Here is a 14,175-nt window from a genome sequence, read left to right on the forward strand (position 1 = left end):
CTATGAATCTTTTTTACTTTTTGAAATTACTCTAATCAATCTTCTTAATGTTATAGTCCAACCAATTAATGCACTTAATGCTATAGAAAGCGGTTCTCCAGGTACCCCTTTTCTCCAGTCTTCAACCTCTTTTATTGAATCAAACAAAATAAATTTATATAGTTCTTCAATTGATCCAACAAGGGCAACGATAGTTATTAAGCCAAAAAATATTGTACCGGCAAATACAAGCATCTTGAAAATTATATCTGTAGATGGATCTTGTTTCATATTAGATTCATTTTTAGATTGCAATCTTGCATGAACTAGAAAAATTATTCCACTTATTATTGCAGTCGTTATTCCTGTAAATAAGCTAGCTTCAACACTTCCATTAAACATCTGAACCATTGTTTCACTATCGTTTGAGCTATACGATTCTATTTGAAAGCTAAAGCTATTTCCAAAAACTGTTGCAAATATTCCTTGGAGAATCCTAGAAATTCCTGCTAAGCAAAAAACCCCTCCTGAAATTAATCTCACAAAATAGAAATAGCCATTTAATGAGATATCGAAACTAATCTTAACTCCAGTGTTTTTAAAAGCATAACCAATTAAGAAAATTATTCCACTTACTATTAATATTGCAAAAAGAATCCCTATTGCAACTCCAATAAAATCAAACATTTATCCTCCATTTAATTGAGTTATGTTATCGAAAGTTTATACTAAGAGGTAATTAATTTGAATTGAGATATAATTGTTTTTATTATAGTTTAAGATGGCTAATGAAAAAAAATATTAAAGTTTTAGAAGATAAAAACAGGGTTATTGATCCTTGGGAAGACTACATAAATCATAATTATGAAAATTTGAGTACCTTTCAAAAAATTCTAAGACCCATAATAATATTTTCTATTGCAACTTTTGTATTAATTTTTATAATAGGTTTCCTTTTAGTTAAAACTGGTCAATGGTGAGCAAATCATAGATATCTTAACTCTGAATATAATAATTTTTCTTTTTAGTGCCTTAGCTACGGTAGTATTTGGATCATATTTAGCGAAATATGGTGATGTATTGGCTTCTATTACTGGATTAGGAAGATTATTCGTTGGAAGTATACTTGTAGCTTTGGCTACTTCTTTACCTGAACTTTCTGCTAATATTTCTGCTGTATTACTTGATCCACCAAATCCGGCACTTGCCTTAGGAGATATTTTAGGATCAAATATGGTAAATATGCTAATATTCGGTGCAGTAGCTCTATTTTTTGGTGGTAAAACTGTTATTGATCAAATTTCTAGCAGTCAAATTTACTTGGCATCTTTATCAATTTTTATGACTATAGTTGTTCTTATTGTTGCATTCATTAACTTTTCTTACTCATTTTTCAATATTGGATTATCCTCACTTATAATTATTGTCTTTTATGTAATAGGATTAAGGGTTACTTACAGTTTGAAACCGCAAGAAGAAGATGAAGAAGATGATTCTGGAATTTCTACTATGAAGGCTTGGACTTACTTTATTTTGATTTCAATAGGAGTTATATTTTCAGGATATTTCCTGGCTTATAGTGTAGATAACATATCTCATGAAACAGGAGTTGCCTCAAGTACACTTGGAATCATTGTTTCTTCACTAGTTACATCAATGCCTGAAGCATCATCTTTTATTGCCTCAGTTAGACTAAAGGCTGCGGATCTAGGCGTTGCTGGATTATTTGGCAGTTGTGTATTTAATGTAACTATAATTTTCTATACAGATATATTCTATTCAGGAAATATTGTGCAACAGTTTGAAAATTCTCACATCATAGCTACTATCACTGGATTGTTACTTATTTCTCTAGCAGGTCTTACAGTTTTCCTCAAATCAAGAGCTAAGGGCCTGATAATAAACTCTACACTTTTTTCTATAGTTTTGGTTTATGCAGTTGGAATAATGCTAATAACTACTTAGATAGTAAAATCAATAATTCCTCTTCCATCTTTTCCAGATTCTAAGTCTTCATAAGCTTCATTGATTTTTTCAAGGGGATATTTTCTTTCTATAACTGAATTTATGTCAATTTTTCCTGATCTGTAAAAATCAATTATTCTTTCAAAGGTAACATGAGGGGATACAGAGCCATAATATGATCCTAATAAAGTTTTATGATCCCTTACCAAGTCTACTAGATCAATATTTGCCTTCGCTCCAATAGGAGCTAATCCAATAAGAACTCCAGTTCCTCCTTTTTTTAATGATCCCATCATTTGTTCAGTTGTAATAGGGCTTCCAAATGCATCAAATCCAAAATCTACTCCTTGACCATTAGTTAGTTCTAAAATTTTATCAACAGCATTTTCATTTTTTGAATTTATAGTATGAGTAGCGCCAAATTTATAGCTAAACTCTAGTTTGCTATCCAAAATATCAACAGCTATAATTTTCGAGGAATTCATCAAACTTCCACCTAAGATACTATTAAGTCCTACTCCTCCTGTTCCAAAAACTGCAATAGTAGCTCCAGGGAAAATATCTTTTTGATTTATTACTCCACCAATACCTGTTGTTACAGAACAACCGATTAAGCATGCAACCTCTATTGGTACATCATCATCAATTTTATAACATGCATTTTCAGGAATAATTATTTCTTCTGCAAAGACACCTAATTTTGCCATTTGATGAATATCATTATTATCTTCATCAGTTAGTCTGAAGGTTCCATCATATTGTTTCGTACCAGTTAGTCTATTTGTGTCGCATAAATTACCTAAGCCTGTTCTGCATGACACACAAGAGCCACAACTAGCAACAAAAGATAAAATACATCTATCTCCTTTGGTTACAGATTGAACATTTTCTCCTATATCTTCAACTATTCCTGCTCCTTCGTGACCAACTACTATAGGCATAGGAAAAGCAGTTTCCCCTTTCATAATATGGTGATCAGATGCACAAACTCCTGCAGCCAACATCTTAACTTTTACTTCATTACTTTTAGGAGATTCTTGATTTAGATCTTTGATAAGCATAGGCTTATTTGCTTCGTATAAAACTGCAGCTTTTACCATTAATACTTCCTTATTTTTCTTTTATTTTCACGAAAATAAAACTTAAAATTGCAATAACTAAGAGTAATTCTACTATATTGAATGCAATATTATAAGATTGATATTTATCAAAAATAATTCCTGAAAAAATTGGTCCTATAATAATAGGTATTGCAATAGGAAAATTTAGAGCACCAAATATAGAGGAGTATCTCTTTAGACCAAATAATTCTGTTGTAACAGCAGGACCTAGTACTCCCATGGCACCTATTCCAAAACCCATAAATGAAGATCCAATCCACAATAAGATTTCATTATTAGAAAGAACAAATTGAATCCCTATCATTTGGAAAATTACAACAATTATAAAAATAAATCTAGAAGGTATATAGTCACTTAAATAACCACTTATAAGCTTACTTAGAACAGCAAAAATTCCAAAAGCAGACATCATAGATGATGCTAATGTTGTACTAATTCCTTGTGAAACAAAATGTGGCACTAATTGAATAACTACGGTTGTTCTAGCAAATTGTTGTAATGTTAATCCAATAGCTAAAAACCAAAAAGCATTTGTTTTCATAGCTTCTGATAATTCAAAATCAGATTTATTATTTACAGATTTATATTTACTCGAAGATTTATCAGAAAAATCTAAATTTTTATCATCTCTTATAAATATTATTACAAGAATTAAGACTATAAAGGTTGAAGCTCCTAGAACATAAAAGGCAGATCGCCATCCTGAAGAAAGAATTAGGAAAGTAGCTATTGGAACAGAAATAACCGCTGAAAAATTATTTCCAGCCATAGTAAATCCAATCATTCTACCTCGAATTTTAGGGAACCAAAGTCCCATTAGTTTTCCAAGCGGAAGTTGAGTTGCACCAGGTATCCCGACATAAAGCAAAATACTAGATAAATAAAGTTGCCATAATTCGTTCATTGAACCTCTTATAAAGAATCCAATGCTGATTATTAGTAGAGAATAAGCCATGATTTTCATAGATCCAAATCTATCCAAAAATCTACCTGCAAAAGGAGCAATAAAAGAACTAGCTATTCCTAGAGAAAGAGATAAATTTATTTCTGTTCTTGACCATCCAAATTCTTCTTCTAGAGGAATAACAAATGCTTGAAAAGCATATTGAATCAAACCTATTGAAGTACCTACTGATAGAAATGTTGTGGTTGCAATATACCATCTTCTATACTGTGGTTTGAGTATCGATAGACTCATTCTCTTAGGATTAGATCTTCTTTGATTGTCACACCTAATCCAGGCTTATCAGGGACCTCAATCTTTCCGTCTATAACGTCTAATTTTTCATTAAAAATATAAAATTTATTCTTGTAGCTACTAAGCGGAGGGTCGTTTAGCATTTCACAAAAGGGAGCATTCTCCCAACTTGATAGTAAGTGCATATGAGCGACAACTCCTATATCTCCGCCTCCATGATGTGGAACAATTTCTTTATTTGATGTTAGAGATAACTCTCCAATTTCTATTAATGGGGTTATGCCGCCTAGAACCATAGATTCTGGTTGTAATACATCATATGTGTTTTTTTCTACCATGTGATAAAAGTCAGCAACAACTGTATTATTTTCTCCTCCAGCAATTTTTGTTTTATTCATTGCAACTAATTCTGATAATTCTTCGTAGTTAAATCTAGGTCTAGGTTCTTCTAACCAGTAGCAACCTAAATCACTCATAGCTTCGTTCATTTTTTTTGCTCTATCAAAATCCCAAATAACACCTGGTTGCCAAGGGTAGCTCGATTGTGCCTGGTTAGCATCTACTAGAATTTCAATTTCACCTGAAGTCTTCTCAACTATTTTTTCAATTGTCTCTATATCTTTATCTGCTTCATAATGATGAAGCCTAACTTTTATAACCTTCCATCCCTCTTGTTGAATAGATTTTGCCATTTCAGCTCTTTCATTTGGTTCTGATAAAATAACAAAGCTTGAATAGGGAATAAGATAATCTTTTTTTCTTCCTAGAATATTTGAAATAGATTTATTCTCTATTTTGCCCTTTAAATCCCATAGGGCTATGTCTATACCTGCTAGTCCGTTATAAGGAATATTTCTACATTGATAGATTAGGTACTTAAAGTGGTCAATTACATCTACTGGATTTTTTCCCACTAAATATTCTTTTGCACTACTTAAAATACTTTTATCACATCCAGGTCCAATTCCAATGTCACCATTTTCTAATTCAATCTCAGTGAATTCGGTGCCACCAATTGTTGATTTAACAGTACTACCTGGACTCCAAGCGGGCTCTACATCGCCCAAATAATCTATTAATTTGGTTTTTGAAACTCTTAAGTCTTTAATTTTCATATTTTCCTCTGTACAAACCTTTTTTATATTGGATATGATAATTTTCAAATGTTATATAAATAACCAATAGTAAACTATACTCAAATGGGGCATAATCATGAAAATTAAATCAATTGAAGCCTTTGCCATAGACTTAAAGCCTAATATAAAAACTAAACCTCGAGTACCCAAGTCAAAAGACCCCTATGATACTAGAGGAATGGTAAGTCCAATGAACAGATATCCTGGTATTCCTAGATCTGAATGGAGTGCAGGATGGAAAAGGACAGCTTGTATTGTAAAAGGTGAAGATGGAACCTGGGGATTTGGTTTTACTCTTTATTCAGGAGTAACTGAATCAATAATCAATGATCACCTTGCAAAAATTCTTGTTGGAAAAGATTGTATGTCTACTGAAATGTTGTGGGACATAATGCAACAATCAACTATCCCCTATGGAACATCTGGGTTATCAAGTTTTGCTATTAGTGCAGTTGATAATGCAATTTGGGATCTTAAGGGAAAGGTTTTACAAAGGCCCGTTTATGAAATCATTGGAGGCCCACAAAAAGAAAAGATATTTTGTTATGCAAGTAATACGGAATTTAGTTATGGAACAAAAAATAGTATTGACTGGTTTTTAGAATTAGGATTTAAGGCAGTTAAGTTGTTCTTAAGGGAGGGACCAGAAAGTAATCTTGAGGGAATTAATAGGGCAGAAGCATTAGTTGCTTCTACAAGAGAACAAGTTGGAGACGATATTGAGATAGCAGTTGATGCATGGATGTCCTTAAATAATGAATATGCAGTTAGGCTTGCAGAGGCATTAAGGCCTTATAGAATTAAGTGGTTAGAGGACTATTTGAACCCTGAAAATCTTGATGGCTATCAAAACTTAAGAAATAGAATTCCTTGGCAAACTCTTGCTACTGGTGAACATTGGTATTCTATTTATCCTTTTGCAGTTGCTGCAAGCAAGGGAATAGTTGATATATTTCAGCCAGATCTTAATTGGGTTGGAGGAATAACAGCAGGAATAAAGATATGTCATATAGCAGAAGCTCATGGATTATCCGTTATTCCTCATGCAAGTACAAATTATCCTTATGGGCAACATCTTGCATTTTCTATGCCAGCTGTTCCATGGGCTGAAAGATCTGAAGGAGTTGCTCCTCCAGGGGTACCTTTAGAAGAGATGGTTTTGTTACCTGGAACACCTGTTATAAAAAATGGATATATAATTCCTTCTGATGCTCCTGGTTTTGGATTAGAAATAACAGAAGAGTGGTTAAGAGATAGAGCAGTATAAAAATAAATTTTAAAAAATTATGATATCTTTCTTAACTAACTTATTTATTTAAAAATAATTATGAAGGGTTAAAAATATGAATAAAATAAAAGAGAACTTAAGAGCTGGAAAAACAGTTGTTGGGACAGCTGGATCTCCATGGGTTGAGAATATGAGTATGTTGGCTGATACCGATTTAGACTTCATTCTTTTTGATACACAACATTCACCATATATGGTAAAAGAATTTATCCCAGCTATTGCATCTATGGCAGGTAAAAATGCTGCCCCAATGGTTAGAGTTAGTGCAAATCAACCAGACTTAATCTGTTTTGCATTAGACGCAGGGGCAAGAGGAATAGTTGTTCCTATGGTAAACACCAAAGAAGAAGCAGAAGCTATGGTAAGAGCATGCAAATATGCTCCTTTAGGGGATAGAAGTAACGCAGGAATTAGAGGAGATTGGGGTATAGATATTGCAGAGTATACAACAAAAGAAAGATATCGAGAATATCTTGATATGTATAACGATGAGGTTGTAATTGCTCCAATGATAGAAACTCAACAAGCTATTGATAATATTGATGAAATTTTATCAGTCGATGGTGTAGATGTTTTATTAATTGGACCTTCCGATCTTTCTATAGAACTTGGTGTTTCTTTAGATTTTGAAGGTAGTGTATATGAAGAAAAAGGATTAGATATTATTGCTGAAGCTTGTAAGAAACATGGTGTTGTTCCTGGTATGTATTTTATCCCTCCAACTATGGATCCTAATTTCTTCGTTGAAAAAGGCTATAAATTCTTTACAATGCCATGGGGAACTTGGGCAAATAAAGGAATAAATAACGGATTAAGTTCTATCAATCGAAAATAATCCTTAAGATTAAGAATACATAAATGTATAAACCTGTACTCTTATCAATCAGTCAATAGATCGATAAGAGTATAGAATTGATGTTGGTGATACTTTTTACCAACAATTTATGCAGTCTTTTTACGAATATAATTTATCTGATAATCTAAACAAATCATTAAAAGCTTTAGGTTTTAAAAATCCCACTGAGATTCAATCTAAAACTATTCCTATTGCCTTGAAGCGTCATGATATTCTTGCCAGTGCTGAGACTGGTTCAGGGAAAACAGCAGCGTATCTTATACCTTTAATTCATCATATTTCTACATTAGGAAATATTTCAGGATTAATATTAACTCCAACTAGAGAATTAGCTCAACAAGTTACTGATGTTTCGAAATCTCTTGTTGGCTATAAGAGTAAAATAGAAACGGCATTAATTGTTGGCGGAGCCAGTATGAATAATCAGCTTAGACAACTTAAGAAAAGGCCTAAAATTATAGTAGGAACTCCAGGAAGAATAAATGACCATCTAGAAAAAAGAACTCTAAACCTTAAGTATTTTAATTTCTTTGTTCTTGATGAAGCTGACAGAATGCTTGATATGGGCTTTGAAGATCAAGTAGAAAAGATCATTAGATTTTTGCCTTCCAAAAGACAAACATTATTATTTTCAGCGACTCTTCCAAAAGAAATAATTAAATTATCTTCAAAATATTTAAATAATCCTAAAAGAGCAGACGTAAAAGAAAATAACGTAATAAAAACTCAGATAAAACAAAAAATACTAAATACTAAAACTGAGCTCAAATATAATCAATTAGTTGATGAAATAGCACTTAGAAAAGGTTCAATACTTATATTTGTAAGAACAAAATATTCAACAGAAAAATTGAAAAAACGTCTTATGAAAGATACTGTTAAAAGCTCAGCACTTCATGGAGATCTTAGGCAAAATAAAAGAAGTAGAATATTGAAAGATTTTAGAGATGATAAATTTAGAATATTAATCGCTACAGATATTGCTTCAAGAGGCCTAGATGTACCTCATATAGAACATGTAATAAATTATGATTTACCACAAGTTCCTGAAGATTTCATACATAGAATTGGAAGAACAGCTAGAGCAGGCTCAGTGGGAGAAGCTGTAAGCTTTATTACTCCTAATGATAAAAGAATGTGGAAATCTATAGAAAATCTAATGGAAGAATTAAAGAATCCTGAGCAAGTTCCAGATAATAAAAAAGTAGGTCAAAAAGAATTTAAGAAAAGAAACAGGAACAGAAAAAGAAATTCTAAATCAAGAAAATATTATCAAAAATCCAGAAAATGATATTTTGGTACCCCGTACCGGATTTGAACCGGTGATCTCCTGCGTGAAAGGCAGGCGTGTTAGGCCACTACACCAACGGGGCATACGTTATGGGTAAACAGGTAAGGCACCTATTCCCAAAGTTTCTTCAAAACCTTGCATTAGATTCATGTTTTGAATTGCGGCTCCTGCTGAACCCTTAACCAAATTATCTAGAGCACTAATTACTACCAAAGTGTTAGTATCCTTTCTAACATAAGGATACAAATAAACAAAATTAGAACCCCAAGTATGCTTTGTTGCAGGAGGTTCACTTACTATTTTAATGAATGGTTCGTTTTTGTAAAATTCTTTATATAGCTCAACTACTTCATTTTCACCTAAATCTTTTTTCAAAGATCCATAATTAGTGCCTAAAATCCCTCTTGTCATAGATACTAAATGAGGTGTGAATAAAACTTTTACTTTATTTTCACCTAATAAATTAAGTTCTTGAGCTATTTCAGGTTGATGCCTGTGCCCCTTAGTTCCATAAGCGGCGCAATTATCATTTAGTTCTGAAAACCCAAAAGCTTCTTTAGCTGTTCTTCCTGCACCAGAAATTCCAGTTTTTGAATCTACTATAATTAATTCTTCCACTAAATCATTTTGTACTGCTGGAGCCATAGATAGTATTCCGCCTGTAGGAAAACATCCTGGATTGGCTACTAATTTACTATTTTTGATTTCGTTTCTATGTAGTTCCGGTAATCCATAGGTTGCTTGAGAAATTAATTCTGGCTTTGGATGCTTGATATCATACCACTCTTCATATGTATCGAGATCCTTTAGTCTAAAATCGGCTGATATATCAATTGAAGGAATACCACTATCAACATATTGAGATAGTTTTTCAGCGCTTGCTGCGTGGGGTAATGCTGAAAATACGAAGTCAACATTATCGCTAAGTTCTTCTTGTATTTTTATATTTATTTTTTCAAGATGAGGAAAAACTTCATCAAGATATTTCCCAGCCTTACTTCTTCCAGTTGCTGAAACTAGATTTAATTCTGGATGAGAATATACAAGCCTAGCAATTTCAGAACCTGCATATCCAGTTATATTTATGATGCCAACGTTTAACATTACTATTTTTTTTTTGTAAAACTTAATCTTATCTTAAATTCTCATAGTATTTTACATAAATAATTTCTCGAGAAAGAGTAAAAACACTCTGTGCTATGGTTTATTAGCCTTGAATGGTTTTTTTCTATTTGGATAACAAGTTCGACATATATTGCATTTTGTTCCATCACATCCTTTAGCAGTACAGTGAGATCTGCCATAGAATATAATCTGTAAATGAAGTTTATTCCAACTTTTTTTAGGGAAAATCTTTTTTAAGTCATTCTCAGTCTGTATGACATTTTTACCATTAGTAAGTCCCCATCTTTGCGCTAAACGATGTATATGGGTATCCACAGGAAAGGCTGGATGACCAAATCCTTGTGACATTACGACACTTGCCGTTTTATGACCAACTCCGGGTAATTTTTCTAGCTCTAAAAAACTTTCAGGAACTTTTTTATTATGTCTTTCTACAATTATTCTTGAAAGCTTAGAAATATTTTTTGATTTTTGTGGTGCTAAACCGCAAGATCGAATTATAGAAAAAATTTTTTCTGTTGGTAATTTCATCATTTGTTCAGGATTATTTGCTTTCGAAAAAAGATTTGGAGTTACCTTATTAACTCGTTCATCTGTACACTGAGCACTTAATAATACTGCGATTAGTAGCTCAAATTTATTTTCATGATTTAAGGGAATAGGTACTTCTGGATATATCTTATCTAGTTCAGTGGTTATAAAAAAAGCTCTATCTTTTTTTAGCATAATAATTTCTTCCTAGAGTTATTTTTCTCTATCCTTAGAACTTATAGCTAAATTAATTAAGGAATCTTTATAAATATTATTATTTTTCAAAGAGGATATATTTTCTATAGATCTGTCAATAAGTTTTGAAGCTTCTAATTTAGCTTCTTCAACATATCCTTCTTTAGTAATTTTTTTTACTAAAATATCAACTTCTTCATTCCTGTTTTCTTCCTTTAATTCAAACAGATTTATAACTTCTTTTTTTATTTTCTCATTTTTTTTACTTGCAATTATAGATGGTAATGTCATTACTCCGTTTTTTAGGTCATTTCCTACGGGTTTCCCCATTTTTTTCTCATCTCCTTCAAAATCTAAAGCATCATCATAGATTTGAAATCCTAATCCTAGGTTTTTTCCGAATTGATAAACATTATTTATATCTTCTTCTAGAGCTCCTCCTAGTAATGCTCCACTCATTGATGATGTAGCAAAAAGAGATCCTGTTTTCTTAAAAATAATATCTAAGTAGTTATTGATATCTAATTCAATATTAAATTTATTTTCAATTTCTTTTAATTGTCCCTTTGCAAGATCTGAAATAGTGGATGCAAATTGTTTTATTAGTCTTATAGATTGTGTATCACAAACATATTCAGCACTTGTTGCAAAAAGAAAATCACCAACTAAAACTGCTATGTGGGGTCCCCATATATTCGATGCAGTTTTTTCACCTCTTCGAGTATCAGCAAAGTCTACTGTATCATCATGAACGAGCGTAGCAATATGCAGAAGCTCAACTGCAGTAGACATTTTTATAACTTTTTCATCTACATCTTCTTGCCATAATTTTGAACAAACTATTGTTAGAGCAGGTCTTAGTTGTTTACCAGGAATACTAAGTACGTGATCAATAATGTTCTCATTTAAGTTTGATTGAGAAGTATGACTTTCAGAAATTTTATTTAATTCAAGCATTACCATTAGTAATTCATTATTTGATAACGAAACTAATTGATTACTACTCATCTAACATCATCCCATTTTCTTGTAGCACTTTTTCTTCCTCTAATTTTTCGAATAATGGAGTTGGTTTATCAAACTTATCTCCTGAAATTGGAAGTATTAAGTTCCAATTATTTTTTTTCTCATTAAATATTACTTTTTGAAGCCTTACGGCTGAGTTTGGAAGAAAAGGTTCAAGCATGGAGCTTAAAGCGCTTATTATAATCATTGATTGACCTAAAACTTCACCTGCAGATTTTTTATCTTCCTTTATTTTTTTCCAAGGCTCATTTTTGTCTAAATATTGATTCCCAAATCTAGCTAAATTCATTAATTTATTTAAGCTTTCTCTAAATTTTCTTTTTGAAATTGATTCACCGACTTCTTCTAAGGCTTTTTCTGACTTTTCAATTATTTCTTTTGTTTCTGATGAGTTTGTATCAAAATATGGAACTTCTCCATCAAAATTTCTATGAGACATTGTTAATACTCTATGTATAAAGTTTCCAAGAGTCGCAACAAGTTCATTATTATTTGAAGCTACATATCCTTCCCATGTAAAATCTGAGTCAGAGGTTTCAGGCATTATTGAAGTTAGATAATATCTTAATGAATCAGAGGAGTATTTTTCTAGAAAATCTGGCAACCAAACTGCCCAATTACTACTCTTAGAAAATTCCCTTCCTGCGAAATTAAGATATTCATTTGCTACAACATCTGTTGGCAAGTTTTTGTCTCCAATTCCCAGTAATATAGCCGGCAAAATTATAGTATGGAATGGAATATTATCTTTGCCTTGAAAATAATAAGATTCTGAATCTTCATTTTCCCAAAAATCCTTCCATTGATCAGGATTTTCAGTTTTACTAAAGAGCTCAACGGTAGCAGTTAGATAGCCTAATACAGCTTCAAACCAAACATATATTTTTTTATCATCCCATCCTTCAACGGGAATATCAATACCCCATGATAAATCTCTAGTTATTGCTCTATCTCTTAGCCCTTCATTTATAAATGATAGACTTTGGTTTTTGACATTTTGTCTCCATCCTTCTCTTGTATTTATCCATTTTTTTATTTTTGATTCCATTTGACTTAACTTAAGAAAATAATGAGAAGTTTTTCTAAATTCAGGTATTGATCCATCTCTTTTTGATCTAATATTTTTTAGATCACTTGGATCAAGAGTTTTGCCACATTTTTCGCATTGATCTCCTCGAGCCCTTTCATTATCTCCGCAAGGACATACACCTTCAACTAATCTATCGCTCAGAAATATATTTTCAGTAATTGAATAAGGCATTAGCTGTTCTCTAATTTCTAGTAATTCTTTAGCTAACAAATCAGAAAATATATTCTTTACAATTTCCATGTGATTATCGGTATGTGTATTTGTATATAAATCATACTGAAAATTCATATCTTTTAAGCTTCTAGACCATATGTCATGATATTTTGAAGAGATTTCTTCAGGTGAAACTCCTAAATCATTTGCTAAAAGCGTTACAGGTGTTCCATGCATATCAGAACCTGAAACCATAGCCACATTATTACCAATTAATCTGTTGTATCTTGCAAAAATATCTGCAGGAATACTCATCCCTGCTATATGCCCAAGATGAGGTGGACCATTTACATAAGGCCAAGCAACACAAACTAATATATTTTTTTGTTTATTTACCATTTTGATTTTTTATATCCAGCCATCTGTCATAAAAAAAGCTTTTTTTAGTTTTAGTTAATTCAGACAATAAGTCTAGTAATTTTTTACCTTTAATACCTTTTTCATACCCATCAATTAAAATTTTATCGTATTTCTTAGTAAATGAATTGCTAATTTTATTATTTTCATTCTTGAAAATAATTACGAACTCTCCTTTTTCATTACTGAATTTCTTGATTGCATCATCTACATGACCTTGAAATATAGTCTCATAAATTTTAGTCATTTCTTTTGCAACAAATATTTCACTAATATTCAACTTATCTCTAATGAATCTAAATGTATTTATAATTCTTCTTGGAGATTCAAATATAACAATAGGATTATTAGAATTCGAAAATTGTTCTAAGTAGCTCAACTTTTGTTTATCATTTTTGGGTAAAAAACCTAAAAATGAAAATCCAATTGATTCCAGTCCAGATACTGAAAAAGCTGATGTTACTGAAGATACACCAGGAATTGGAATAATTTCGTGATTATTCTCTCTTGCTATTTTTACAAATTCTCCAGCAGGATCAGAAACACCTGGTGATCCTGCATCTGTCAAGAAACCTATATCATTATTGGAGATTAGTTTTTCAAATTTATTTTTGTTTAGTTCTTTTTTTGAAGTGTATATTGGTATTAATAAGGTAGAAATATCAAACTTTTTCATCAGTTTGCTACTTATTCTTGTATCTTCAGAAAAAACATAATCTAAATTTTTCAATATACCTATAGCTCTAATAGTGATATCCTCTAAGTTACCTATAGGAGAACCAATTATGTATAGTTTAGACAAAA

The 14,175-nt window shown here is 31.7% G+C and carries 14 protein-coding genes and 1 tRNA gene; 5 read left to right on the forward strand and 10 right to left on the reverse strand.

Annotated elements, in window-relative coordinates:
- Entirely contained in the window at positions 1-666 is a 666-nt protein-coding gene (locus tag MK083_02375) for a hypothetical protein (protein MCH2673303.1), read from the reverse strand.
- A 101-nt stretch (positions 667-767) separates the two neighbouring features.
- Here MK083_02375 and MK083_02380 point away from each other — a divergent pair, with 101 nt between their 5' ends.
- Both MK083_02380 and MK083_02385 read left to right on the forward strand, forming a co-directional pair.
- On the forward strand, positions 768-959 hold the full coding sequence (locus MK083_02380) for a hypothetical protein (GenBank protein MCH2673304.1): 192 nt from the start codon (positions 768-770) through the stop codon (positions 957-959).
- A 34-nt stretch (positions 960-993) separates the two neighbouring features.
- On the forward strand, positions 994-1,944 hold the full coding sequence (locus MK083_02385) for a hypothetical protein (protein ID MCH2673305.1): 951 nt from the start codon (positions 994-996) through the stop codon (positions 1,942-1,944).
- Here MK083_02385 and MK083_02390 read toward each other — a convergent pair.
- The 3 genes from MK083_02390 to MK083_02400 are packed head-to-tail and all read right to left on the reverse strand — an operon-like array spanning position 1,941 to position 5,378.
- The gene (locus MK083_02390) at positions 1,941-3,044 is read right to left on the reverse strand and encodes a Zn-dependent alcohol dehydrogenase (protein ID MCH2673306.1); all 1,104 of its coding nucleotides are present in this window, start codon (positions 3,042-3,044) and stop codon (positions 1,941-1,943) included. The two genes, MK083_02385 and MK083_02390, sit on opposite strands and share 4 nt — an antisense overlap.
- Before the next feature lie 10 nt (positions 3,045-3,054).
- Positions 3,055-4,263, reverse strand: a complete 1,209-nt coding sequence (locus MK083_02395) for an MFS transporter (GenBank protein MCH2673307.1) — start codon at positions 4,261-4,263, stop codon at positions 3,055-3,057.
- Entirely contained in the window at positions 4,260-5,378 is a 1,119-nt protein-coding gene (locus MK083_02400; protein MCH2673308.1) for a mandelate racemase/muconate lactonizing enzyme family protein, read from the reverse strand. Before MK083_02400 ends, MK083_02395 begins: the two co-directional genes overlap by 4 nt.
- 97 nt (positions 5,379-5,475) lie before the next feature.
- On the opposite strand from MK083_02400, the gene MK083_02405 reads away from it, so the two are divergent.
- From MK083_02405 to MK083_02415, 3 genes are all read left to right on the forward strand, one after another.
- Positions 5,476-6,666, forward strand: a complete 1,191-nt coding sequence (locus MK083_02405) for a hypothetical protein (GenBank protein MCH2673309.1) — start codon at positions 5,476-5,478, stop codon at positions 6,664-6,666.
- Between the two features lie 76 nt (positions 6,667-6,742).
- Positions 6,743-7,522 (forward strand): aldolase/citrate lyase family protein, encoded by a 780-nt coding sequence (locus MK083_02410; protein MCH2673310.1) that lies wholly within the window; start codon positions 6,743-6,745, stop codon positions 7,520-7,522.
- 109 nt (positions 7,523-7,631) lie between these two features.
- The gene (locus MK083_02415) at positions 7,632-8,834 is read left to right on the forward strand and encodes a DEAD/DEAH box helicase (GenBank protein ID MCH2673311.1); all 1,203 of its coding nucleotides are present in this window, start codon (positions 7,632-7,634) and stop codon (positions 8,832-8,834) included.
- A 5-nt stretch (positions 8,835-8,839) separates the two neighbouring features.
- On the opposite strand, the gene MK083_02420 is transcribed toward MK083_02415, so the two are convergent.
- The 6 genes from MK083_02420 to rsmI form a co-directional block, all read right to left on the reverse strand.
- Positions 8,840-8,916, reverse strand: a tRNA-Glu gene (locus MK083_02420).
- A 5-nt stretch (positions 8,917-8,921) separates the two neighbouring features.
- Entirely contained in the window at positions 8,922-9,938 is a 1,017-nt protein-coding gene (gene argC / locus MK083_02425; protein MCH2673312.1) for an N-acetyl-gamma-glutamyl-phosphate reductase, read from the reverse strand.
- Between the two features lie 93 nt (positions 9,939-10,031).
- On the reverse strand, positions 10,032-10,685 hold the full coding sequence (gene nth, locus MK083_02430; protein MCH2673313.1) for an endonuclease III: 654 nt from the start codon (positions 10,683-10,685) through the stop codon (positions 10,032-10,034).
- An 18-nt stretch (positions 10,686-10,703) separates the two neighbouring features.
- Complete coding sequence (locus MK083_02435) at positions 10,704-11,693, reverse strand: polyprenyl synthetase family protein (GenBank protein ID MCH2673314.1); 990 nt, start codon at positions 11,691-11,693, stop codon at positions 10,704-10,706.
- Complete coding sequence (metG, locus tag MK083_02440) at positions 11,686-13,353, reverse strand: methionine--tRNA ligase (protein MCH2673315.1); 1,668 nt, start codon at positions 13,351-13,353, stop codon at positions 11,686-11,688. The genes MK083_02435 and metG overlap by 8 nt, the downstream gene beginning before the upstream one ends.
- Positions 13,343-14,173 carry a 16S rRNA (cytidine(1402)-2'-O)-methyltransferase gene (gene rsmI / locus MK083_02445; protein MCH2673316.1) on the reverse strand — a complete coding sequence of 277 codons (831 nt, stop codon included), beginning with the start codon at positions 14,171-14,173 and terminating at the stop codon, positions 13,343-13,345. Before rsmI ends, metG begins: the two co-directional genes overlap by 11 nt.
- Positions 14,174-14,175: the final 2 nt, after the last annotated feature.

This window comes from Dehalococcoidia bacterium, assembly GCA_022451965.1.
Taxonomy (GTDB): Bacteria; Chloroflexota; Dehalococcoidia; order Lucifugimonadales; family Lucifugimonadaceae; genus TMED-70.